Here is a 23,609-nt window from a genome sequence, read left to right as displayed (position 1 = left end):
GCCGCCGCACCGGAGTGCGGCGGCGGCTGCCCATGCCGGGGGACCGTCAGGCGCCGACGTACTTCGCGAGGTACTCGCCGGTGATCGTCGAGCGGGCGGCTACCAGGTCGGCGGGGGTGCCCTCGAAGACGATCCGGCCGCCGTCGTGGCCGGCACCCGGGCCGAGGTCGATGATCCAGTCGGCGTGCGCCATGACCGCCTGGTGGTGCTCGACGACGATCACCGACTTGCCGGAGTCCACGAGCCGGTCGAGCAGACCGAGCAACTGCTCGACGTCGGCGAGGTGGAGACCGGTGGTCGGCTCGTCGAGGATGTAGACCCCGGCCTTCTCGGCCATGTGGCCGGCCAGCTTGAGGCGCTGCCGCTCGCCGCCCGACAGGGTGGTGAGCGGCTGTCCGAGGCTGAGGTAGCCGAGCCCCACGTCGGCGAGCCGCTCGAGGATGCGGTGCGCGGCCGGCGTACGTGCCTCACCCGCGCCGAAGAACTCCCCGGCCTCGCTCACCGACATCGCGAGGACCTCGCTGATGTCCCTGCCGCCGAAGCGGTGATCCAGGACCGATGCCTCGAACCGCTTGCCCCCGCACTCGTCGCAGGGGGTGGCGACGCCCGCCATCATCGCCAGGTCGGTGTAGATGACACCGGCGCCGTTGCACGTCGGGCACGCGCCCTCGGAGTTGGCGCTGAACAACGCGGGCTTCACGCCGTTGGCCTTGGCGAACGCCTTGCGGATCGGGTCGAGCAGGCCGGTGTACGTAGCCGGGTTGCTCCGCCGTGACCCCTTGATCGCCGCCTGGTCGACCGAGACGACGTCGTCCCCTACGGGGATCGATCCATGGATCAGCGAGCTCTTGCCGGAGCCCGCCACACCCGTGACCACGCAGAGCACTCCGAGCGGGATGTCGACGTCGACGTCGCGCAGGTTGTGCCGTGTCGCGCCCCGGATCTCCAGTGCTCCGGTGGCCTTCCGCACCGACTCCTTGAGGGCGGCCCGGTCGTCGAAGTGGCGGCCGGTGACGGTGCCGCCGGCCCGCAGCCTCTCGACGGTGCCCTCGAAACAGACGGTGCCGCCCGCCGTCCCGGCACCGGGACCGAGGTCGACGACATGGTCGGCGATCGCGATCGTCTCCGGCTTGTGCTCCACGACGAGCACGGTGTTGCCCTTGTCCCGAAGGCGCAGGAGCAGGTTGTTCATCCGCTGGATGTCATGCGGGTGCATACCGATCGTGGGCTCGTCGAAGACGTACGTGGTGTCGGTGAGCGAGGAGCCGAGATGGCGGATCATCTTGACGCGCTGGGCCTCGCCGCCCGAGAGGGTGCCCGACGGGCGTTCGAGGGAGAGGTAGCCGAGGCCGATCTCCACGAAGGAGTCGAGGGCGCCCAGGAGAGCGGTGAGGAGCGGCGCGACCGAGGGATCGTCGAGGCCGCGTACCCACTCGGCGAGATCGCTGATCTGCATCGCGCACGCGTCGGCGATGCCGAGGCCGCCGATCTTCGACGACCGGGCCGCCTCACTGAGCCGGGTGCCTTCGCACTCGGGGCAGTCCGTGAACGTGACCGCGCGGTCCACGAAGGCCCGGATGTGCGGCTGCATCGCCTCCCGGTCCTTGGAGAGGAACGACTTCTGGATCTTGGGGATCAGCCCCTCGTACGTGAGGTTGACACCCTCCACCTTCACCTTGGTCGGCTCCCGGTGGAGGAAGTCCTGCATCTCCCTCTTGGTGAACTTGCGGATCGGCTTCTCCGGGTCGAGGAAGCCCGACTCGGCGTAGGTCCGCACCGTCCAGAAGCTGTCCGACTTCCAGCCGGGAATGGTGAACGCGCCCTCGGCGATCGACTTCGAGTCGTCGTAGAGCTGGCTCAGGTCGATGTCGGAGACCGAGCCCCGCCCTTCGCAGCGCGTACACATGCCGCCGGTGCGGGTGAAGGTCACCTTCTCGGTCCTGGTCTTGCCGGCCCCGCGGTCGACGGTGAACCCGCCGCTCGCCTTGACCGAGGCGACGTTGAACGAGAACGCGTTGGGCGAGCCGATGTGCGGTGTCCCGAGGCGGCTGAAGAGGATGCGCAGCATCGCGTTGGCGTCGGTGGCCGTGCCGACCGTGGAGCGGGGATCGGTACCCAGCCTCTGCTGGTCGACGATGATCGCGGTCGTCAGACCGTCGAGCACATCGACCTCGGGCCGTGACAGCGTCGGCATGAAGCCCTGCACGAAGGCGCTGTACGTCTCGTTGATGAGCCGCTGCGACTCCGCGGCGATCGTCCCGAACACCAGAGAGCTCTTGCCCGAGCCGGAGACACCGGTGAACACCGTCAGCCGGCGCTTCGGGATTTCGACGCTGACGTCCTTGAGATTGTTCACGCGCGCGCCGTGCACACGGATCAGGTCGTGTGTGTCGGCAGTGTGCGTGTCGGCAGCGTGCGGCGCAGGCGCCTGCGCGCTGGTTCTCTTGGCCGTGCTCATCGTGTCTCCATCTGTTACGCGTGGCCGTCGCGCGGTTCCGCGGGCCTCGCCCGGATCGGTCCGACAGGTTCCGGACCCTATATCGCGCGTGCGCCGGCACGCAGGGGTTTCAGCGGTCCTGCAGCACGCCCAGAACGTTGCCGTCGGGGTCGGTGAAGGTGGCCACCAGACGGCCCCCACCGACGTCGTGCGCCTGCTCGGTCACGGTGGCACCCGCGGCGGTCACCTCGGCCGGCTTCGCCTCGATGTCCGGTACGTGCCAGTAGGTCACCGGCGAGGTCATGCCCTGCGGTCCACCGGCCGGCACCAGCCCGATGTGCTGGCCGGCCGCGTCGAAGCCGACGTAGTAGGGCCCGTCCGCCTGCGGGGGTGCGCCGAGCAGGGCGGTGTACTTCTCCTTGGCCGCCGCAAGGTCCGACACGGGGTGCAGCACGGTCTTGATTCCTTCGGTTGCAGAGGTGGTCATCGTCGCTCCTGGGGTCGTGGGCCAGGCCCGGTCGTGCCGTCCATGACCGTCACGCTAGCCGTGGCCCCGGAGCCCCGCTTCTCGATTCCTGACCGCTTGGGCGGGTGCGCCCGCTCCGGAGGACAGGCCGTTGTCAGTGGCCGGTGGAATGCTGTGCCCATGGACGAGCTCATGCGGCAGCGCCGGGTCTACGGCGCCGACCACGACGACCCGGACCCCGGGCCCAAGCCGGGCCACGACTACCGGGAGCTGGTCGGCGGTCCTCTCGACGGACTGCTCCTGGACGTGACCGGGTGGACCGACGCGGCGCTGTGCGAGGGGGCGGCGCTGATCACCGAGATCGGCGCATACGGCCCTGGCGGGCGGGCAGAGTACAGGAGCAGACAGGCTGACCCGTTGAAGTGGGACTGGTGCGGAGACACCCGCTGACCCACCGGTCCGTGCGGCGTTCCGGCCGTTCGCCGGATGGCTGCGGAGCGCGCGGTGAGAGAAGATCGGGGCACGCCTGAACGAGATTCTTCCGAGTGCCGAGGATGGGTGAAGATCATGGCTGACGAGATCGGTAACCGAGTCCATCAGATGCGTGAGAAGGCCGAACAGCTGTCGAAGGCCGCCGAGCACGCGTCGGACGACAAGGAGAGCCGACGGCTCAAGGACAAGGCCGCCCGGCTCCGTGACCAGAGCGAACAGCTGAACTCGATGGCCGCGGGCGATGTCTACCCGAGCGACTGAGGCCGCACCGGCGCCCGTCGGCGGTGAAGGCCACCACGTCCCGGCCGTGACCGCCGGTCCTGTTCGCGGCAGCGGTCCGACGACCGCCGCCGCGAACAGGTGTGTCCGTTACGCCGTGAGCTTCCCGATCACCTGACCGGCCGCGCGGGCCCCTTCCGTCGCTCCGCCCCCGGAAGCTGGGCGCGAGGGGGAGCCGGGTCAAGCGCTGTCCAGCGGGCGCCAGGTGATCAGGCGGAAAGCTTCCCCGGCAGCCAGCCGAGCTTCGCCGCCTCCTGGAAGGGGCCGCCGCCCTCATGGTCGTTGAAGGGATACACCTCGATCTCCTTGTCCTCGTGGGCGTAGGCGTTGAAGGCCGCGAAGACCGTGGACGGCGGGCAGGTCTGGTCCTCCAGAGCGGCCGAGAACAGTGCCGGAACCCGCCCGCGTGCCGCGAAGTGGACCACGTCGAAGTAGGCCAGGGTCGCCCGGACCTGTTCGGTCCGGCCCCGGTGGGTCTTGAGGTAGTTGCCGATCTCGCGGTACGGCGAGCGGTCGGTGACGGTCATGGCGCGCGGGAAGTCGCACAGGAACGGAACGTCCGGCGCGACGGCCACCAGATCCGGTATCAGCCCGCCGGCGGCCAGGGCGATGCCACCGCCCTGGCTCTCACCGATGACCGCGGTGCGCGTGGCATCGGTCAGAGGGTGCGAACGGGCCGCCTCCACCGCCCGGACGGCATCGGTGAACACCCGCCGGTAGTAGTACGTCTCCGGGGCCTCGATGCCCCGGGTCATGTAGCCGGGGAAGGAGGGCGCGCTGCCCACGGGGTCCGCGGTGTCGCCCGGCTCCCAGGTGCTGCCCTGCGCTCGGGTGTCCATCACGAAGTGGGCGAAGCCCGCGGACGCCCACAGCAGATGCGAGTGTGGAAGCCCGCGCCCGCCGCCGTAGCCGATGAACTCCACGATGACGGGCAGCGGGCGTGTGGTGCCCGCGGGGAGCACGAGCCAGCCCTTGACCGGGTGCCCGCCGAAGCCCGCGAAGGTCGCGTCGTACACCTCGACCGTGCTCAGCCCGGTGCCGGTACGCAGCTCGAACCGGGCGTCCAGGTCATGGGAGCGGGCCTCGCCGAGCGTCTTCGACCAGAACGCGTCGAAATCCTCCGGCTCCACCGACGTGCTGCGGTGCAGTCGCAGTTCCTCGAGGGGCAGATCGAACTGGGACATGGGAGACCGCCTTCTGTCGCAGGGCTTGGCGATCACACCCTACGGTCGGCGGTTGCCGTCAGGGAGTGCTGCCCGGCCCCTTGGGCGGCGGCCACGGCACGTCGGCCAGAACGGGAAGCAACTGCTCCTCCTCGTAGGCGAAGTGGGCGGTCAGTTCCCGCGACATCCGGGCCAGCTCGGTGCGGAACCGCTCGGGGTCGGCGGCGCCGATGCCACCGAGCGCCGCAGGGCCTCGGTGGACTTGGCCGGGGTGAGTACGCCGAGGTGGCCTGCTCGAACCGGATCATGAGTGCACGTGAGGAGCCTCCCGGGCGCGGCGCACACGGGTCGGGACTGTCCGGGTACCGGCCCTGTGCTGGAGTGTCCTTGGATCATCGGATTTCAGGAGCCCCCTTTGAGCAGTTACCGGCAGCCCGGCGTCGTCTTCACCGACCGCTTCTTCACCGTCCCACTCGACCACACGGATCCGGGCGGGGAGCAGATCGAGATCTTCGGCCGGGAGGCCGTGGCGAGCGGCAAGGTGAACGACGCGCTGCCGTGGCTGGTCTACCTGGAGGGCGGCCCCGGTTTCGGCGCCCGGCGCTTCGTCGGAACGGAGGCCTGGCTGGGCCGGGCCGTACGCGAGTTCCGGGTACTGCTTCTCGACCAGCGAGGTACGGGGCTCTCCGCCCCGGCGAACCGTCAGACACTCCCGCTGCGCGGCGGGCCGCGCGAACAGGCCGGCTATCTGGCCCACTTCCGGTCCGACTCCATCGTCCGCGACTGCGAACTGATCCGCCCGCGGCTGACCGGCGGTGCTCCCTGGACGGTGCTCGGCCAGTCCTTCGGCGGGTTCTGCGCGGTCACCTATCTGTCCTCGGCCCCGGAGGGGCTCGCGGCGGTCCTGATCACCGGCGGACTGCCCTCGCTCGACGCCCACGCGGAGGACGTGTACCGCGCCGCGTATCCGCGGATCGAGCGGAAGGTCGCCGCTCACTACGACCGCTACCCGCAGGACGTCCAGCGCGTCCGCGAGATCACCGCACACCTTTGCGAGCACCGTACGGAGAGTGCCGGTCACCGTCTGACGGTGGAGGGCTTCCAGTCCCTCGGCATCATGCTGGGGGGCGGGAACGGCAGCCACCAGCTGCACTACCTGCTGGAGAACGCCTTCGTCCGCACGCCGTACGGCACCGAGCTCTCGGACAGCTTCCTGGAGGCCGTGCGCACGGCCACCTCCTTCGCCGGTCATCCGTTGTACGCGCTGCTCCACGAGGCGATCTACGGTCAGGGGGAGCGCCCGACCGACTGGGCGGCCGAACGGGTCCGGGCCGAGTTCCCGCAGTTCGACGCGGCGGAAGCACTCAAGGGCGGAGGCCCCGTGCTCTTCACCGGCGAGTCGGTCCACCCGTGGCACTTCGAGGTGGACCCGGCCCTGCGGCCGCTGCGCGAGACGGCCCAACTCCTCGCCGGCCGCACGGACTGGGCACCGCTCTACGACGCCGAGCGGCTGGCGGCCAATGACGTACCGGTCGCCGCTGCCGTCTACCACGACGACATGTACGTCGACACCGGGCACGCGCTGCGCACGGCGGCGGCGATCCGCGGGCTGCGTACCTGGGTGACGAACGAGTTCGAGCACGACGGGCTGCGGGCCGGTGGGCCGCGCGTACTGGACCGGCTCCTCGCGATGGTCAGGGACGAGATCTGACCCGTACGGCCCCCGTACCGAAAAAGGGGGCCGTCCGTGCGTCACGCACGTACGGCCCCCTCTTCGCTGCGGCTCACTTCTGGAGTGCGTCCAGGGTGGCACCGAGGTCCGTTGCCGAGTGCGGGGCGCGGTTGTACGGAAGCTTCGACAGGACCGCCGCCATTCCGCAGGTGTTGGTCACCGCGGAGAAGACGAGGCCCGAACCGATGCCGGCGGACAGCCACCGGGCCGCGGGGAAGCGCGTTCCGGCGAGCAGCCCGGCCACCACGAGCGAACCGGCCGCCAGTCGCACCTGACGCTCCATGGGCCAGGCGGCGCGGGCTCCGTCGGGGCGGGCCAGGCCGAGTCCGTCGCCCTCCCAGGCGGAGGTGCCGCCAATAAGGGCGAAAGCGTCGATGTCCGCGGCCGAAAGGATTTCGCAGGCCCGCGTGGAGCGGACGCCGGAGGCGCACACCACGAGCAGCGAGCCACGGGCCGCGGCGGCCTTGAGGGCGGGCACGGCCTCCTGGAGACGGTCGAGCGGGATGTTCAGCGCGCCGGGCACATGACCGGAGGTGTACTCGCCGGGGGCCCGTACGTCGATGACGGTGAACTCCTCCAGACGAGCTGCGGCCTGCGCGGGGGAGAGGGAAGCGGGGCTGGTCACGATCTGAGATTCCTTTCGGTCACCGGGCCGGACAGGAGACTCCGTCTCTCTTGCCCCGGACGGGCCAGAATACCCCTAAGGGTATTCGGGGAGAGTGCGTGGACTTCGACATGGTGGGCGGTGAACTCACATCATCGGTCCTCAACCGCTTGCGCCGCGCCCAGGGCCCGCTGGTGGGCATGGTTCGCCGGGTCAGGGCCGGACTCGGTCCCGACCCGGCGATCCTCGTATCCGATTGACACAGCCGTTTGCTGATCCTGCAATAGCGGTATGAACGAACAGCACCGGGACGCCCCGGAAATCGACGCCGTGCTCACCGGGGTGGGGCCCCGGCTGCGCCGTCTGCGCAAGGAACGCGAGGTCACGCTCGCCGCCCTCTCGGCCGCCACCGGCATTTCCGTGTCCACGCTCTCGCGCCTGGAGTCCGGCGGTCGGCGCCCCAGTCTGGAGCTGCTGCTGCCGATCGCGCGCGCCCACGAGGTGCCGCTCGACGATCTCATCGGCGCGCCGCCCGTCGGGGACCCCCGGGTGCGGATCAAGCCGATCGTCCACGACGGGCGGACCGTGCTGCCGCTGACCGCAAGACCGGGCGGGCTCCAGGCCTTCAAGGTCGTGCACCGGGCGGGCTGCGAGGAGGTGCCGGAACAGCGTACGCACGAGGGTTACGAGTGGCTGTACGTGCTCTCCGGGAGGCTGCGACTGCTGCTGGCCGAACACGATCTGGTCCTGGGCGCGGGCGAGGCGGCCGAGTTCGACACGCGGCTGCCGCACTGGTTCGGGCCGGCGGGCGAGCAGTCGGTGGAGTATCTGAGCCTGTTCGGGCCGCAGGGGGAGCGGATGCACGTCAAGGCCCGGCCGAAACGGGCCTGAGGGCACGGTCACCGAGTTGGCCGAGGTGTTCCCAGATGGGCAAGCGACCGCTTAGTATGCGCCGGAGCAGTGGTAATGCCGACAGTGTTGTGGAGGCCCCTCATGCAAGCATGGCGAGTGCACCGGAACGGCGAGCCGAGCGAGGTGATGGAGCTCGAAGAGACCGAACGGCCCACCCCCGGAGACGGGCAGGTGCTGCTCAGGGTGCGCGCGGCGAACATCAACTTCCCTGATGCGCTGCTCTGCCGCGGGCAGTACCAGACACGGCCGCCGCTCCCGTTCACGCCGGGCGTGGAGATCTGCGCGGAAACCGGGGACGGACGCCGGGTGCTCGCCACCCCCGCCCTCCCGCACGGCGGCTTCGCCGAGTACGTCGTCGCGGACGAGGCGGCCCTGCTGCCCGCCCCGGAGAACCTGGACGACGCCGAAGCGGCCGCGATGCACATCGGCTATCAGACGGGCTGGTTCGGACTCCACCGGCGCGCACACCTCCAGGCGGGCGAGACGCTGCTCGTGCACGCGGCGGCGGGCGGTGTCGGCAGTGCGGCCGTCCAGCTCGGCAAGGCCGCCGGGGCCACGGTCATCGGAGTCGTCGGAGGCCCGGAGAAGGCTCGCGTCGCCCGTGAGCTGGGCTGCGACGTGGTCATCGACCGGCGCGGCGAGGACATCGTCGCGCGCGTCAAGGAAGCCACCGGCGGGCGCGGCGCGGACGTCGTCTACGACCCGGTCGGAGGCGACGCGTACGCCAAATCCGTGAAGTGCATCGCCTTCGAGGGGCGCGTCGTCGTCGTGGGCTTCGCGAGCGGCACCATTCCCGCCCCGGGACTGAACCACGCCCTGGTGAAGAACTACTCGATCGCCGGCCTGCACTGGGGCCTGTACAACGCCAAGGACCCCGCCGCCGTCCGCGCCTGCCACGACGAACTCACCAAGCTTGCCGCGCAGGGCGTCGTCAAACCGCTGATCAGCGAGCGTGTCGCCATGACTGAGGCGGCGAACGCCGTCCAGCGGGTCGCCGACGGCGCGAGCACCGGCCGCATCGTCGTCGTTCCGGGAGGTGCCCGATGACCGCCCCCGTCGACGCGGGTGAGGTCCGCCGCCTCACACGCGAACTGCTGGCCTCCCACCCGCCGGCCACCACGGACCGCACCGGCTTCCTGAAGGCCCGCTTCGACGCCGGCCTCGCCTGGGTCCACTATCCGGCCGGACTCGGCGGACTCGACGCGCCCCGCACACTCCAGCAGATCGTGGACACCGAACTCGCCGACGCCGGGGCCCCCGACAACGACCCGCGCCGTATCGGCATCGGACTCGGCATGGCCGCCCCGACGATCCTCCGCTACGGAACCGACGAGCAGAAGCGGCGCTTCCTGCGCCCCCTGTGGGTCGGCGAGGAGGTCTGGTGCCAGCTCTTCAGCGAGCCGGGGGCCGGCTCCGACCTGGCGGCACTGGGCACGAGGGCCGTGCGCGACGCGGGGGGCGAGTGGGTCGTGGACGGCCAGAAGGTCTGGACGTCCAGCGCCCATGTGGCCCGCTGGGCGATCCTGATCGCCCGTACCGACCCCGACCTGCCCAAGCACCGCGGTATCAGCTACTTCATCTGCGACATGGCCGACCCCGGTGTCGAGGTGCGGCCGCTGCGCCAGATCACCGGCGAGGCCGAGTTCAACGAGGTCTTCCTCACCGGCGTACGCATCCCGGACAGCAGGCGGCTCGGCCCGGTCGGCGACGGCTGGAAGGTCGCGCAGACCACGCTCATGAACGAGCGCGTCTCGATCGGGGGAGCGCGTATCCCGCGCGAGGGAGGCATGATCGGCACCGCCGCGCGGACCTGGCGCGGACGTCCCGAGCTGCGCACCCACGACCTCCATCAGCGCCTCCTCACCCTCTGGGTCGAGGCCGAGGTGGCCAGGCTGAGCGGCGAACGGCTGCGTCAGCAGCTCATGGCGGGGCAGCCCGGGCCCGAGGGGTCCGCGATGAAGCTCGCCTTCGCCCGGCTCAACCAGCAGATCAGCGGCCTGGAGGTCGAACTCCTCGGCGACGAGGGTCTGTTGTACAGCGACTGGACCATGAGCCGGCCGGAACTGGTCGACTTCACCGGCCGCGACGCCGGCTACCGCTATCTGCGTTCCAAGGGCAACTCCATCGAGGGCGGCACGACCGAGGTACTGCTGAACATCGTCGCCGAGCGTGTGCTCGGGCTGCCGTCCGAGCCGCGAAACGACAAGGACATCGCCTGGAAGGACCTCTCCCGATGACCGAACTGACAGCACAGCCGGGGCAGGACGAGCCGGCCCCGATGCCCGACCTCCTGTACTCGGAGGCCGAGGAGGATCTGCGCGCCGCCGTCCGCGCGCTGCTCGCGGACCGGGCCGACGCGCCGGGTGTCATCGCCCGCGTCGAGTCCGGCACGCCGTACGACCCCCGGCTGTGGAAGGCGCTCGCCGCCGACATCGGTGCCGCCGGACTCCTCGTACCGGAGAAGCTCGGCGGTCAGGGGGCGACGTACCGCGAGGCCGCCGTCGTCCTCGAGGAACTCGGGCGCAGCGTCGCCCCCGTGCCGTACCTGACGAGTTCGGTCGTCGCGACCGAGACGCTGCTCGCGCTGGCCGCGCGCGACGGCGCCGTGGTCGAGCTGCTGGGTGAACTGGCCGCGGGGCGCAGGACGGCGGCTCTCGCCGTGCCGTTCTCCGCGCCGGCGGCCGACGAGGCGCAGCCCGCGAGCGCCGTGACGGGCAGGCTGGAGGGGACCATCACCGGGGTCGCCGACGCGGCCACCGCCGATGTGCTCCTCGTCCCGACCACCGACGGTCTGTACGCGGTCGAGACGGCGGCGGACGGGGTCACCGTCGAACCGCTGGTGGCGCTCGACCTGACCCGCCCGCTCGCCACCGTCGTCCTGCACGGTGCGGCGGGTGTCCTGATCGCCGACGCCTCCTCCGCCGTCCCGGCGGTACGGCGCGGGCTGCTCGTGGGCGCCGGGCTCCTCGCCTCCGAGCAGCTCGGCATCGCCGAGTGGTGCCTGACGGAGACCGTCCGGTACACCCGTGAACGCCGCCAGTTCAACCGGCCGGTGGGCTCCTTCCAGGCGCTGAAGCACCGGATGGCGCAGCTCTGGCTGGAGATCGTGTCCGCCCGTGCCGCCGCTCGTCACGCGGCCGGCCGACTGGCCGCCGACGGCCCCGAGGCGCTGCTCGCGGTGGCCGTGGCCCAGGCGTACTGCTCGGGAGTCGCGGTCCACGCCGCCGAGGAGTGCGTCCAGCTGCACGGCGGGATCGGCATGACCTGGGAGCACCCCGCGCATCTGTATCTGAAGCGGGCCAAGGCCGACTCGATCGCGTACGGAACGGCCGGGCGCCATCGCGAGGTCATCGCGGAGCTGGTCGACCTGCCCGCTCCGTAACCGAACGGGTCGGCCGGGCGCAGGAGTTGGGGCGGGGGTACGCGGACGCGTGCCCCCGCTCCGGCATGTCCCGCCGCGGCCGGGTTCCGCCGCCCCCGCCTGTGCTGTTTAATTGCGAAGCATTCGCAATAACAGTGGATCTTCAATAGGGGTGTGCAGCGTATGAGGGCCCGATCGGTACGGGGAGGGGTGGCGATCGTGCTGGCGACCGCGCTCTCGATCACCGCGGCAGCCTGCTCGAATCCGGGCAGTGCCGACGAGGGCGCGGCCTCCGCGGATTCCGCGGTCGTGGGGATCGCCTACGAGCCCGACAGCCTCAGTCCTCTGCTCGGCTACGGCAAGGACGGCAACTCCAAGATATTCGACGGGCTGCTCGCCCTCGACGAGGACCTGAAGCTGCGGCCCGCGCTCGCCACCGCGCTGCCCGAGATCGGCGACAACGGTCTCACCTATACGTACACGCTCCGCCGCGGCGTGAAGTTCAGCGACGGCGAGCCGTTCGGTGCCAAGGACGTCGTCTTCACCTACCGGACCATCCTGGACAAGAAGACGAACAACCCCTCGCGCACCGAGCTGGACGCCGTCAGGTCCGTCGAGGCCGTCGGTGACGACCGTGTCGTCTTCACGCTCACGTACCCGTACGCGCCCTTCGCGCAGCGCACCGTCCTTCCCATCGCCCCCGAACACATCGCCGGCGGACAGGACGTCAACAGCGGCACGTTCACCACACGGCCGGTCGGCACGGGGCCCTATCTCCTCACCAAGTGGTCCAAGGGTGAGAAGCTGAGCTTCCGGGCCAACCCCGCTTACTGGGGTGGTGAGCCGAAGGTGAAGCGGTTCACCATGGCGATCATCAAGGACGACGACGTGCGCGCCACACGGCTGCGCTCCGGCGACCTCGACGGCGCGATCCTCCCGCCCAACCTCGCCGAAGGCTTCAAGGGCGAGAACGGGCTCAGCACCTACACCGCGAAGACGTACGACTACCGCACGGTGACGCTCCCCACCCACAACGAGGTCGCCGGTGACCGTGCGGTCCGACGTGCCCTCGACATCGCCGTCGACCGCGAGGCCATGGTCGACGCCATCCTCAACGGTGCGGGCAAGCCCGCGTACGGCCCCGTCCCCACGGACAGCGAGTGGTTCACCAAGGGCACCGAACGCGTCCACGACCTCGGCGCGGCGAAGAAGATCCTCGACGAGGCCGGCTGGAAGCCCGGCAAGGACGGCGTCCGCACCAAGGACGGTGTGCGCGCCGCCTTCCCGCTCTGGTACCTCACCGGCGACAAGCTCCGTCAGGAACACGCTCTCGCCTACGCGTCCGACGCCAGGAAGGCGGGCATCGACATCACCACCGAGGCCGGCACCTGGGAGGTCATCCAGCCCCGGATGAAGCAGGACGCCGTGCTCGCGGGCGGCGGATCACCCGCCGACCCCGACTTCGACCAGTACGCACTGCTGAAGTCCACTCTCGCGGGCGACGGCTTCAACAACATGGCCTGGTACGACAACAAGACCGTGGACGAGGCCGTCGAAGCGGGCCGCAGGAGCGGCGACCCGGCCGCCCGCAAGACCGCGTACGACACCGTCCAGCGCGAACTCGCCAAGGACCCCGGCTACACCTTCCTGACCCACATCGACCACGTGTACGTCGTCGGCAGCCGCTTCGGCGACCTCACCACCCAGGTCGAGCCGCACGACCACGGCCTGGCCTCAGGCCCCTGGTGGAACGTCGAGAAGTGGAACCCCGAGGGCGCGGACACGTGAGCCACCGCCTCCCCTGGGGGCCGATGGCGCGGATGACGGCACGGCGGGCCCTGTCCGCCGTGCCGGTCCTCATCGCCGTCACCTTCGGCGTCTTCGCCGTCGCCGCCGCATCCCCCTTCGACCCCGTCAAGGCGTACGCGGGCACGGCGGGCCTGACCGCCTCGCAGGAGAACCTCGACCAGCTCAGGGCCAATCTCGGCGTGGACCGGCCCCTGGTCACGCGCTGGTGGGACTGGCTGACGTCCGCCGTTCAGGGCGATCTCGGCGTTTCCAGCGTGATGCGTATGCCTGTCGCCGACGTCATCGGTGAACGCGCCGGCTGGTCCCTGCTTCTCGCCACCTGCGCGTTCGTCATCGCGATCCTGCTCGGCACCGCACTCGGCGTCCTGGCGGCCCGCCGCCCCCGCGGGGCGCTCGACCGGTGCGTCAGTTCCGCCGCGTACACCCTGGAGGCCGCACCCGCCTTCTGGCTCGGGCTGCTCGCCATCTGGGTCTTCGCCCTGACGCTGGACATCCTCCCGGCCGGCGGCCTCACCGACGCCGGAAGCGACACCGTCACCTTCGGCCAGGTCGCCACCCACCTGGTGCTGCCCGCGGCGGTCCTCGGCATCTCCCAGCTGCCGTGGTTCTTCCTGTACGTACGCCAGGGAGTCACCGACGCCCTGGACGAGGACCCGGTACGCGGCGCCCGCGCCCGCGGACTCAGCGAACGCACCGTCCTGCTGGGCCACGCCCTGCGCTCCGGCATGCTCCCGATGCTCACGCTCATCGGCTCCCGCGTGCCCGAACTCATCACCGGCGCCCTGCTCGTCGAGACGGTCTTCAGCTGGCCCGGCATCGCCGCGGCCACCGTGCAGGCCGCCACCTCGGTGGACTTCTCCCTGCTCGCCGCACTCACCGTGCTCGCCACCGCGGCCGTACTCCTCGGGAACCTCCTCTCCGACCTGCTGTACGGCCTCGCCGACCCGAGAGTGGGCTTCGATGGCTGACCTCGCACTCCGGCCCGCACGCGGCGCCGCCCGCCGCACCCGGGCGGTCACCTCGGCCGGCATCCTCGTGGCGGTCGCCCTGGCCGTCCTGCTCGTGCCCCCGCTGGTCCAGCTCGACCAGCAGGCCGTCGACCTCGGTGCCAAACTCCGGCCGCCCTCCCCGGCCCACCCCTTCGGCACGGACGACGTCGGCCGGGACCTGCTGCTGCGCTGTGTGTACGGGCTCCGGGTCTCCCTCCTCGTCGGACTCGTCGCCGCGCTCACCGCCACCGTCATCGGTACGGCGGTCGGCGCGCTCGCCGCGGCCTTCGGCGGCTGGACCGACCGGGTCGTCATGCGGCTCGTCGACACCTTCTCGTCCATTCCGCACCTGCTGCTCGGCATCTTCGTCGTGGCGATGTTCCGGCCCGGTGTCTGGCCAGTCATCGTGTCCGTGGCCCTGACGCACTGGCTGTCGACCGCGCGGATCGTCCGCTCCGAGGTGCTGTCGCTGCGCTCACGTCCGTTCATCGACGCGGCGATCTCCGGCGGTGCCTCACGCGGCCGGGTCATCGTCCGGCATCTGCTGCCGGGAGTGCTGCCGCAGGCCGGTCTCGCGGCGGTGCTGATGGTGCCGCACGCGATGTGGCACGAATCGGCGCTGTCGTTCCTGGGCCTGGGCCTGCCGACCCATCAGGCGAGCCTCGGAAACCTCGTGCAGTCGGCGCGCGGTTCGCTGCTGTCGGGGGACTGGTGGCCGACGCTCTTCCCCGGCCTCTTCCTGATCATTCCGACCCTCGCCCTGGCGGGGCTCGCAGGCGCCTGGCGGGAGCGGATCAATCCGCGCCGCCGATCGGAGCTGATGCTGTGAAGAAGACATCCGCGACCTCGTCGCCGAACCTGTCGCCGGCCTCGGCCCCGGCACCGCCCGTCCTCTCCGTCTCAGGGCTGTCCGTCCGCTTCCGGATGCGCGGCGGCCGGCATGTCGCCGCGGTCACCGACGCCACGTTCGACCTCGCGGCGGGGGAGTGCCTCGCCCTGGTCGGTGAGAGCGGCTGCGGGAAGTCCGTACTCGCCTCGGCGCTGCTGGGGCTGCTGCCCGCGAACGCGGAGACCTCGGGAGCCGCGCTCCTCGACGGCGGCCCCGACCTCCTCACCGCAGGCGAACGCACCCTCGCCCGCACCGTGCGTGGCCGCAGGATCGGACTCGTACCGCAGAGCCCGGCCGCCCATCTCACGCCCGTGCGGACGGTCCGTGCGCAAGTGGAGGAGACCCTGCGCGAGCTGACCGGCGTACGGGGACCCGCCGTGCGCCCGGCGGTGCAGGCCGCTGCCGGACGTGCCGCGTTTCCCGACGACCACCTCGACCGCTACCCGCACGAGCTGTCCGGCGGCCTCGCCCAGCGGGCCGCCACGGCGCTCGCTCTCATCGGTGACGCACCGCTGCTCCTCGCCGACGAACCCACCACCGGGCTCGACCGGGAACTGGTGGAGCGGACCGTCGACGAACTGCGCCGCCACACCGACGGGGGCCGGGCCCTGCTCATCATCACCCACGATCTGGCGGCGGCCGAGCGGATCGCCGACCGGGTCGCCGTGATGTACGCGGGCCGCATCGTCGAACTCACCGGCGCGGACAGGTTCTTCGGGCGGCCCGGCCCGCGCCATCCGTATGCGCGGGGACTGCTGGAGGCCTTGCCGGAAAGGGAGTTCGCGCCGATCCCGGGGATGCCGCCGGAACTCGGTGATCTGCCCCAGGGCTGCGCCTTCGCCGCCCGTTGTCCCCGCGCCGACGCGCAGTGCGGGCTGCAGCCGCCGTTCGAGCGCGGAGTGGCCTGTCACCACGCCAGCAGCGACGACATCCGCCGAGCCGAGGAGCACGCCGATGCTTGAGCTCAGCCGCGTCACCGCCGGATACGACCGGCGCGACCCCGTCGTGCGCGACGTTTCGCTCGCCGTCGCGCAGGGCGAGTCGGTAGGGCTGCTCGGTCCGAGCGGCTGCGGTAAGTCGACGCTGGCGCGGGTCGCCGCGCTGCTGCACCGCCCCGACGCCGGATCGGTCACCCTGGACGGCGCCCCGGTTCGGGGCTGGCGGCACAGTGCTCCCCGGGAGCAGCGCACCGCCGTGGGTGTCGTCTTCCAGCAGCCGCGCTTGTCCGCCGATCCCCGCCTGAGCCTGCGCGAGCTCATCGCCCAGCCACTGAGGTCCACCGGGAGGCGTCGCGAAGTGGCGGAGCGTGTGGGCGCGCTGGCGAGTGAGGTCGGACTCACCGAGGAGCTCCTCGGACGCCGGCCGCACGCGGTCAGTGACGGGCAGCTGCAACGGGCCTGCGTCGCCCGCGCCCTGGTGCTCCGTCCGGGGCTGCTGATCTGCGACGAGATGACGGCGATGCTCGACGCCTCGACCACTGCCGCTCTCGTCGCCGTCGTGGAGACCTACCGCGCCGAGTCCGGTGCGGCACTGCTGGCCGTGGGTCACGACCGGGTGCTCCTGGAGCGCTGGTGCGAGCGGACCGTGCGGTGGGCGGAGTTGGGACGACAGGGTGAACGCGCCGGTGCAGGGAGCGGTGCAGTGAGCGGGACAGGGAGCGGGACAGGTAGCGGGGGCAGGTAGCAGGGGCTCCGGCCACCCGCCCCCGAACTGCCCCCGCACACGGGCAAACAGCAGAGGCGGGACAGTCGACGGGCGGTCGACGGGCGGTCCAATTCTTGGCAGGTACCTGCCCGTAAGGGGTGGTGCGGCTCCATACTCGGTCGCGTCCGCCGTCCGGATCCGCCCCGTCGCCCCAGGGAGACCCCATGGCATACCTGACCCGTCGCAGAGTCGTCACCACCGCACTCGTCACCGCTGCCGCGGGCGTGGTGATCCCCGCACAGGCTGCCGCGGCCACCACCGGCCGGCCGGGCCCGCGCCCGCTCGACCGGGCCCACGCGCACAACGACTATCTGCACCCGCGCCCGCTGCACGACGCGCTCGACCACGGATTCACCAGTGTGGAGGCGGACATCTTCCTCGTCGGCGGCGAGCTGCTCGTGGCCCACGAACCCGCCGGGCTCGATCCCACCCGTACCCTCGCCTCGCTCTACCTCGACCCGCTGCTGGCCCGCGTCATGGCGAACCACGGCGCCGTGCACGCCGGACACCGTGCCCCGCTGCAGCTGCTGATCGACATCAAGAACGAGGGAGCCGCCGCGTACGCCGAACTCGACCGGCAGCTCCGGCCCTACCGCAGGATCCTGACCCGCTTCAGGAACGGCCGCGTCCACACCGGCGCGGTCACCCCCGTCATCTCCGGCGACCGGGCCGCCCGCGTACCCATGGAGGCCCAGCGCACGCGATACGCCTTCTACGACGGCCGGCTCGACGACCTCGCCGGTCCGGCGGCCGCATCCTTCATCCCGCTCGTCAGCAGCAACTGGACCCACAGCTTCAGCTGGCGCGGCGCCGGCCCCTTCCCCGCGGCCGAGCGGGACAGGCTCCGCACCCTCGTCGAGACCGCCCACCGGCAGGGCCGGCGCGTCCGATTCTGGGCGACACCCGACGCGCCGGGACCGGACCGCGACGCCCTGTGGACGGAGCTTCTGGCGGCAGGCGTCGATCACCTCAACACCGATGACCTGGCCGGACTCGAGACCTTCCTGCGCAACCGGGTACGGAACGGGCGCACCGGCACCTGACCGGCTCCGCCGCGCCGAAAACGGTCACGCCGAGTCAACACCCGTTCGGCGGACACGCCAGTGCGCCGGACGGCCCCTCCGCTACGCCACACTGGCGGCCGAATGCCGCAATTCCGGCGCGGCGGAGGAGGTTGGCATGGCCATTTCGATCTCACTGGTGCTGCTCCTGCTGATTCTCGCAGTGATCTTCCTGCGCAACGGAGGGCTGAAGATCTCCCACGCGGTGGTCTGCGGCCTGCTCGGCTTCTTCCTCGCCGGCACGAGCATGGCGCCGACCATCCGGGACGGGATCACCGCCACCGCGGATATCGTGAGCAGCCTCCACCCCTGACCTGCGCCGTTTCCCCGTAACCAGCCCTTTCAGCTCCACAGCCGCGTCCGATACGGGACAATGGCGACGGAACCCGGCCGCGCACTGCTCCGGACGGCCCCGCCACGCATCTGGAGAACGCAGCCATGTCCTTCCCACCCCCCGGACGGCAGTCGGGCGCCGCTCACCACGAGTACTGCAACACGGGGCTCTGCTGCCGGTGCCAGCAGCGCTCCTGGACGACGAAACTAGGCAACGAACGGCTTTGCGGACTGTGTGCCGCCTGCTGCCGGGAGTGCGGCAGGTCTCCCGCCCCCCATCTGGACGGACTGAACGACGGGCTCTGCGGAGAGTGCCGCGGGCTGTGCGGACGCTGTCACACCCCGATGCCGCCCGAAGGCGAATGCGGATGCCGCACCTGGCACCAGCGGGCGGGCGCCGATCCCGTGGGCTACGTACTGCGCGCGATTCCGCAGCCGCTGACGCAGGCGCTCGGCCGTCGTATGCCGCAGGAGATCCACGAGCTGATCCACCAGGAGCTGGGCCGTCGCACGCCCGCCCAGCTCGTGGACCGGATGGAACGCCGGTGGAACACGCGCTGGTCCCACGCCGTGTACGAGAAGGACGAGGACGGCCGGCGTCGCTGGAGCGTCGAGGGGATCGCGGAACAGCTGCTGCGGCCGGGCCACTGCTCCGACCCGCAGTGCGAGGACGGCTATCTGGTCACCGGCGATACGCCGTGCGGGCGGTGCCTGCACCCCACGCACCGCTTCGTCACGGCGGTGGCCGACCACACCGCCACCACCGAGCACGCCCGTGCCACGGCGGCCGAGATCAGGCGTGCCATGCTCGACAACCGCTCCCGCAGGCGGCACCCGAAGCCTCCGCAGAAGCGGCAGCGCTGAACTCTCCGGCCGGGTAGCACACTGTGCACCCCAGTGAACCCGTTCGAACGTTGCGAGAGGGTTGCGCGCCTCCCTCCTGCCGCCGGGACGGACACCGGCCGGCTCCGTGGGGCGGCCCGACTGTCGTACCCACCCGCTAACTTGCCCCCATGAGCGAATTCGTAATGGTGGCAGGGGCGTGGCTGGGAGCGTGGGCCTGGGACGAGGTGGTGCCGGGGCTGCGGGCCGCGGGCCACGGAGTTCATCCGCTGACCCTGACCGGCCTCGCCGAGAAGAAGGGCCTGGCCGCCGGACAGCAGACCCATGTCCAGGACATCGTCGACGAGGTGGAGCGCCTCGGGCTGCGCGAGGTCGTCCTGGTCGGACACAGCTACTCGGGCATTCCGGTCGGCCAGGCCGCCGAGCGGCTGGGGGACCGGCTGAGACGGGTGGTCTTCGTGGACTCCAGCGTCCCGGCCGACGGCGAGTCGTTCGCCTCCGGCTGGTGGGAGGGCCGGGAGAAGCTGGAGACCCCGATCAGGGAGAACGGCGGCTTCTGGGCGCCGCTCACGGCCGCGGACTGCGCCGGCCAGGACATGACCGCCGAGCAGACGGCTCGGATCGTGGGCGGCGCGACCCCGCATCCGGGCGCCACGCTGACTGAACCGGCCGTCCTCACGCGCCCGCTCGGCGGGCTTCCGGCGACGTACATCAAGTGCCTGCTGGACGGCACCGAGCCCGGTGCGGACGTCGTCGAACTGCTGAAGAGCGAGCACTGGCGACTGGTCACCATGGACACCGGGCACTGGCCGATGTTCTCCCGGCCCGCTGAACTGGCCGGGATTCTGCACCGGACGGCCGTGGGCGGCTGACCACTGGTGATCGATTGGCGGGGCCGGAAGGCGAGGCCTAACGTCGGTGGGGTGAGCGAGAGCCTTCACCGCGCACGTGAGGCGTTGATGCCATGACGAGTTCCCCCGCGCCATCCTCCCGAGTCGCCGCGACCGGGCAGGGCCGCGGCAGTGGGATGGCCCTGCTGGTGATCGCGTCCTGCCAGTTGATGGTGGTTCTCGACATCACCATCGTGAACATCGCCCTGCCGCACATCCAGACCTCACTGGGCTTCTCCACCGAGGCGCTGTCCTGGGTGATCAACGCCTACACACTGACCTTCGGCGGCCTGCTGTTGCTCGGCGGACGACTGGGCGACATCCTCGGCCGTCGCAGAGTCTTCGTGTTCGGCATCCTCCTGTTCGTCTTCGCCTCTCTGCTCGGCGGACTCTCGCAGGAGTCCTGGCAACTGCTCGCCGCGCGCGCTCTCCAGGGCGTCGGCGGCGCGATCGCTTCCCCCACGGCCCTCGCGCTCATCACCACGACGTTCCGCGAAGGACCCGAGCGCAACCGGGCGTTCGGAGTGTTCGCCGCCGTGTCGGCGGGCGGCAGCGCGATCGGTCTGCTCGCGGGCGGACTGCTCGTGGAGTGGCTCGACTGGCGCTGGATCCTCTTCGTGAACGTGCCCATCGGTCTGCTGATCGTGCTCGCGACCCCGCGCTACATCCGCGAGTCGGAACGTCACCCGGGACACTTCGACATCCTGGGCGCGCTGACCTCGACCGCGGGCATGGTGCTGCTCGTCTACGGATTCATCCGGGCCTCCGAGGACGGCTGGCGCGACGGCGTGACGCTCGCCGCCTTCGCCGCCGCCGTCGTCCTGCTCGCCGTGTTCCTGTTGATCGAGAACAGGTCGAAGCAGCCCATCACGCCTCTGTGGATGTTCCGCGACCGCAATCGTGCGGGCACCTACGGGATGATGCTGAGCCTTGCCGCGGCGATGTTCGGAATGTTCTTCTTCCTGACGCTCTTCGTGCAGAACATCCTCGACTTCAGCCCCTTGCGGGCCGGTCTGGCGTTCCTGCCGGTGAGCGTGATCATCGCGGTCGGTGCGGGAATCGCCTCGCAGCTGCTGCCCCGCTGGGGCCCCAAACCGTTCATGGTGGTGGGCGCCGTCCTCGCGGCGGTCGGACTCGGCTGGCTGACGCTGACGGATATCGACAGCACGTACCTGGGGAGCATCCTCGGCCCGATGCTGGTCTTCGGCCTCGGGATGGGCATGCAGTTCGTCTCGCTGACGCTGATGGCGGTATCGGGAGTGGGTGCCCGTGACTCCGGGGCGGCCTCCGGCATCCTCAACGCCACCCAGCAGGTGGGCGGATCGCTGGGCCTGTCCATCCTGGTCACGATCTTCGGTACGGCCAGCCGCAACGAGGCCACCGACCAGATTCCGCGCTTCAGGGAGGAGGCGACCCCTGCGGAACTCCTGGAGTTCCGCAGGACGGGCCAACTGCCGGGCACCTGGGGTGACCAGGTGCTGACCTCCGGCATCTCGAGCGCGTTCATCGGCGCAGCCGCCCTGGCGATCGTCGCGGCGCTGATCGCCCTGACCGTCATCCAGGTACGCCCCGCCGACCTGGAACGACTGCGAGGCGACGGGACCCTGCCGCTCGGACCGGCCGAGGACGGGACCGAGGGTACCGACGGGGGCGCCGCCGGGGCCGGTGAACCGGCCGGAGCGCCGCCGCGTGGTCCCGCACCACCCGACGGACCCCCGCCCGGGCACTGAGCCGGTGACGAGCCCGCGACGACCGTGAGATCCAGCACGTGATCATGGTGGCCGGTACCCGTTGTCGCGATACGGGCTGCGGTACGGATGGCGGAACACGTACACTCGGCCCGCACTCGCGCCCACCGGCGGGGAGTGTAAGCAACAGATTGACGGAGAAGTTCGACATGAGTCCCGCAGACAGGTCCGAGGCACCGATCTACGCCAGTCTGGTGCAGGAGCACGGAGACGTGCTCGCCGAGGTTCGCCGGGTGGCCGAGCAGGCACTCCGCGACGCGGAACGCGCCATCGACTTCAGCGACCTGCGGGCGCCGGCCGCCTTCCGGTGATCCCGGCCACACCGGCCCCCTGATCACCGAGTACCCGGCCGAACGGCCCTCACTGGGAAACCGTTCACCCGTTCGATAGGTTGACCGGTCATGTGGGCATTGAGCGCTGTCGCATACCGCCGGCTCGGCACAGCCGGCTCCGCCGCGGCCGTCCTGGGCGGCTGGGCCGCCGGAAAGCTGCCGGCCCACGACCCCTGGGGACTGTGGGTGCCGCACGGGTCCGGGCTGACCACGTCGGCCGCTGTCCTGGCCTACGCCGGACTGACCCTTCTCGTCGTCGCCTGGTGGCAGTACGGGCGCGCGGGGGCCACGGTGAGCGATTCGCTGGTCACCCTCGCCTGGTGGACCGCCCCGATGCTGCTGGCACCGCCGCTGTACAGCGCCGATGTCTACAGCTACATCGCCCAGGGTGCCATGGTCATCGAGGGCCACGACGTCTATGTCGAGGGGCCCTCGGTCCTCGACCCCGGCGGGCTCGGCGGCGACGCCGCCGCGAGTGTCGGCGGGCACTGGACGGACACCCCGGCCCCGTACGGACCGTTCTTCCTCGTCCTTGCCAGTGGCGTCACCTGGCTGACGGGCGGGACGATCGTGCCCGCGGTACTCGGCATGCGCCTCATCGCCGTGGGTGCGCTCGTGCTGATCGTGTGGGCGCTGCGGCACCTCGCGCGCGAGCACGGCGGAAGCGAGAGCGCCGCTCTCTGGCTCGGCGCACTCAATCCGCTGCTGCTCATGCACGTCATCGGCGGGATGCACAACGACGGGCTGATGATCGGCCTCATGCTGGCCGGCGTGACCCTCGCCCTACGGGGCCGCTGGATCACGGGCAGTGTGCTCGTCGGGCTCGCCATGATGATCAAGTCCCCGGCCGCCGTCGCGCTGCTCTTCATCGGCGTGATCATGATCAGGTCGGCCACAGGCCCGTACGCACGGCGGCTGGCGAAAGGCACGCTGGGGCCGGGCCTGGTGGCGGCGGCGGTCGCCGTGGCGGCGACCCTTCTCGCCGGCACCGGCTTCGGCTGGCTCGGAACCCAGAACGTCGCGGGGACCATCCACACCGCGCTCTCGGCGACCAGCGACGTCGGGCTCGGTCTGGGCCACCTGCTCCACCTCGTCATCGGCACCGACCCGGCAGCGGCGAAGTCCGTCGTCCAGACACTGGGGCTCGCCGCGGCGGTCGCCCTGATCCTCCTCCTCGCACGGCGCGCCCTGCGCGGCCGGACGGAGCCGGTGCACGCCCTCGGCCTCGCCCTGCTCGCCCTGGTCGCGCTCTCGCCGATGGTGCAGCCCTGGTACCTGCTGTGGGCGGTCGCGGTCCTCGCCGCCACCGCCGCGCACGGTCGCGCGGGCACCGTGGTGGCCGTGCTGTCGGCCGGTCTCGTGTACGAGACGCACCCCACGGGGAGCACGCCGCCCTACGGCTTCGTCCTCGCCGCGGTCGCCTGCGTGATCGGCACGGTGCTCGTCCGCCGCGAGCGGACCCCGCCGGACGCCGTCCAGGTCCCGGCTCCGCGCAGCCCCGAGCCCTCTTCCGTCGGAGAGGCCAGTAACCGGCGGGTGGACTCCGGTTCCGTTTGACATGCGGC

24 protein-coding genes are annotated in these 23,609 nt (G+C 71.1%); 20 read left to right on the top strand and 4 right to left on the bottom strand.

Annotated features, from left to right (window positions below; translation table 11 throughout):
- Nucleotides 1–46: 46 nt before the first annotated feature.
- Together F0344_RS01595 and F0344_RS01590 are read right to left on the bottom strand one after the other, a co-directional pair.
- Entirely contained in the window at nt 47–2,458 is a 2,412-nt protein-coding gene (locus tag F0344_RS01595) for an ATP-binding cassette domain-containing protein (RefSeq protein ID WP_185297050.1), read from the bottom strand.
- 109 nt (nt 2,459–2,567) lie between these two features.
- Nucleotides 2,568–2,924 carry a VOC family protein gene (locus F0344_RS01590; RefSeq protein WP_185297049.1) on the bottom strand — a complete coding sequence of 119 codons (357 nt, stop codon included), beginning with the start codon at nt 2,922–2,924 and terminating at the stop codon, nt 2,568–2,570.
- 159 nt (nt 2,925–3,083) lie between these two features.
- Here F0344_RS01590 and F0344_RS01585 point away from each other — a divergent pair, with 159 nt between their 5' ends.
- Nucleotides 3,084–3,353, top strand: a complete 270-nt coding sequence (locus tag F0344_RS01585; protein ID WP_185297048.1) for a hypothetical protein — start codon at nt 3,084–3,086, stop codon at nt 3,351–3,353.
- A gap of 117 nt (nt 3,354–3,470) precedes the next feature.
- Nucleotides 3,471–3,656, top strand: a complete 186-nt coding sequence (locus F0344_RS01580; protein WP_185297047.1) for a DUF6381 family protein — start codon at nt 3,471–3,473, stop codon at nt 3,654–3,656.
- Nucleotides 3,657–3,883: 227 nt separating this feature from the next.
- On the opposite strand, the gene F0344_RS01575 is transcribed toward F0344_RS01580, so the two are convergent.
- Nucleotides 3,884–4,858 carry an acetylxylan esterase gene (locus tag F0344_RS01575; protein ID WP_185297046.1) on the bottom strand — a complete coding sequence of 325 codons (975 nt, stop codon included), beginning with the start codon at nt 4,856–4,858 and terminating at the stop codon, nt 3,884–3,886.
- Nucleotides 4,859–5,252: 394 nt separating this feature from the next.
- On the opposite strand from F0344_RS01575, the gene F0344_RS01565 reads away from it, so the two are divergent.
- Nucleotides 5,253–6,548 carry an alpha/beta fold hydrolase gene (locus F0344_RS01565; protein WP_185297045.1) on the top strand — a complete coding sequence of 432 codons (1,296 nt, stop codon included), beginning with the start codon at nt 5,253–5,255 and terminating at the stop codon, nt 6,546–6,548.
- A gap of 73 nt (nt 6,549–6,621) precedes the next feature.
- On the opposite strand, the gene F0344_RS01560 is transcribed toward F0344_RS01565, so the two are convergent.
- Nucleotides 6,622–7,194, bottom strand: coding sequence for a rhodanese-like domain-containing protein (locus F0344_RS01560; protein ID WP_185297044.1), 573 nt, complete (start codon nt 7,192–7,194; stop codon nt 6,622–6,624).
- Nucleotides 7,195–7,292: 98 nt separating this feature from the next.
- Here F0344_RS01560 and F0344_RS01555 point away from each other — a divergent pair, with 98 nt between their 5' ends.
- From F0344_RS01555 to mptB, 17 genes are all read left to right on the top strand, one after another.
- A complete protein-coding gene (locus F0344_RS01555) occupies nt 7,293–7,433 on the top strand; it encodes a hypothetical protein (protein ID WP_185297043.1) in 141 nt (46 codons plus the stop codon).
- Nucleotides 7,434–7,464: 31 nt separating this feature from the next.
- On the top strand, nt 7,465–8,064 hold the full coding sequence (locus tag F0344_RS01550) for a helix-turn-helix domain-containing protein (RefSeq protein WP_185297042.1): 600 nt from the start codon (nt 7,465–7,467) through the stop codon (nt 8,062–8,064).
- 102 nt (nt 8,065–8,166) lie between these two features.
- A complete protein-coding gene (locus F0344_RS01545) occupies nt 8,167–9,132 on the top strand; it encodes an NADPH:quinone oxidoreductase family protein (RefSeq protein ID WP_185297041.1) in 966 nt (321 codons plus the stop codon).
- Entirely contained in the window at nt 9,129–10,322 is a 1,194-nt protein-coding gene (locus F0344_RS01540) for an acyl-CoA dehydrogenase family protein (RefSeq protein ID WP_185297040.1), read from the top strand. The genes F0344_RS01545 and F0344_RS01540 overlap by 4 nt, the downstream gene beginning before the upstream one ends.
- Nucleotides 10,319–11,467, top strand: coding sequence for an acyl-CoA dehydrogenase family protein (locus F0344_RS01535; RefSeq protein ID WP_258049577.1), 1,149 nt, complete (start codon nt 10,319–10,321; stop codon nt 11,465–11,467). The genes F0344_RS01540 and F0344_RS01535 overlap by 4 nt, the downstream gene beginning before the upstream one ends.
- A 162-nt stretch (nt 11,468–11,629) precedes the next feature.
- A complete protein-coding gene (locus F0344_RS01530) occupies nt 11,630–13,234 on the top strand; it encodes an ABC transporter substrate-binding protein (protein WP_185297039.1) in 1,605 nt (534 codons plus the stop codon).
- 23 nt (nt 13,235–13,257) lie between these two features.
- Nucleotides 13,258–14,223 (top strand): ABC transporter permease, encoded by a 966-nt coding sequence (locus F0344_RS01525; RefSeq protein WP_185302460.1) that lies wholly within the window; start codon nt 13,258–13,260, stop codon nt 14,221–14,223.
- The gene (locus tag F0344_RS01520; RefSeq protein ID WP_185297038.1) at nt 14,216–15,073 is read left to right on the top strand and encodes an ABC transporter permease; all 858 of its coding nucleotides are present in this window, start codon (nt 14,216–14,218) and stop codon (nt 15,071–15,073) included. Before F0344_RS01525 ends, F0344_RS01520 begins: the two co-directional genes overlap by 8 nt.
- Before the next feature lie 95 nt (nt 15,074–15,168).
- Nucleotides 15,169–16,095, top strand: coding sequence for an ABC transporter ATP-binding protein (locus F0344_RS01515; RefSeq protein WP_185302459.1), 927 nt, complete (start codon nt 15,169–15,171; stop codon nt 16,093–16,095).
- On the top strand, nt 16,088–16,816 hold the full coding sequence (locus tag F0344_RS01510) for an ABC transporter ATP-binding protein (protein ID WP_185297037.1): 729 nt from the start codon (nt 16,088–16,090) through the stop codon (nt 16,814–16,816). Before F0344_RS01515 ends, F0344_RS01510 begins: the two co-directional genes overlap by 8 nt.
- 185 nt (nt 16,817–17,001) lie before the next feature.
- Nucleotides 17,002–17,880 (top strand): phosphatidylinositol-specific phospholipase C/glycerophosphodiester phosphodiesterase family protein, encoded by an 879-nt coding sequence (locus F0344_RS01505; protein WP_185297036.1) that lies wholly within the window; start codon nt 17,002–17,004, stop codon nt 17,878–17,880.
- Between the two features lie 136 nt (nt 17,881–18,016).
- Nucleotides 18,017–18,211 carry a hypothetical protein gene (locus F0344_RS01500; protein WP_185297035.1) on the top strand — a complete coding sequence of 65 codons (195 nt, stop codon included), beginning with the start codon at nt 18,017–18,019 and terminating at the stop codon, nt 18,209–18,211.
- A gap of 125 nt (nt 18,212–18,336) precedes the next feature.
- The gene (locus F0344_RS01495) at nt 18,337–19,095 is read left to right on the top strand and encodes a hypothetical protein (RefSeq protein WP_185297034.1); all 759 of its coding nucleotides are present in this window, start codon (nt 18,337–18,339) and stop codon (nt 19,093–19,095) included.
- 149 nt (nt 19,096–19,244) lie between these two features.
- A complete protein-coding gene (locus F0344_RS01490) occupies nt 19,245–19,946 on the top strand; it encodes an alpha/beta fold hydrolase (RefSeq protein WP_185297033.1) in 702 nt (233 codons plus the stop codon).
- Nucleotides 19,947–20,038: 92 nt separating this feature from the next.
- Nucleotides 20,039–21,694, top strand: a complete 1,656-nt coding sequence (locus F0344_RS01485) for an MFS transporter (RefSeq protein WP_185297032.1) — start codon at nt 20,039–20,041, stop codon at nt 21,692–21,694.
- A 167-nt stretch (nt 21,695–21,861) separates the two neighbouring features.
- Nucleotides 21,862–22,023, top strand: coding sequence for a hypothetical protein (locus F0344_RS01480; protein WP_185297031.1), 162 nt, complete (start codon nt 21,862–21,864; stop codon nt 22,021–22,023).
- Nucleotides 22,024–22,113: 90 nt separating this feature from the next.
- Nucleotides 22,114–23,601 (top strand): polyprenol phosphomannose-dependent alpha 1,6 mannosyltransferase MptB, encoded by a 1,488-nt coding sequence (gene mptB / locus F0344_RS01475; protein ID WP_185297030.1) that lies wholly within the window; start codon nt 22,114–22,116, stop codon nt 23,599–23,601.
- Nucleotides 23,602–23,609 lie beyond the last annotated feature (8 nt).

The sequence above is a fragment of the Streptomyces finlayi genome (assembly GCF_014216315.1).
GTDB classification, from domain to species: domain Bacteria; phylum Actinomycetota; class Actinomycetes; order Streptomycetales; family Streptomycetaceae; genus Streptomyces; species Streptomyces finlayi_A.
This window is presented reverse-complemented; position numbering and strand designations above follow the sequence as displayed.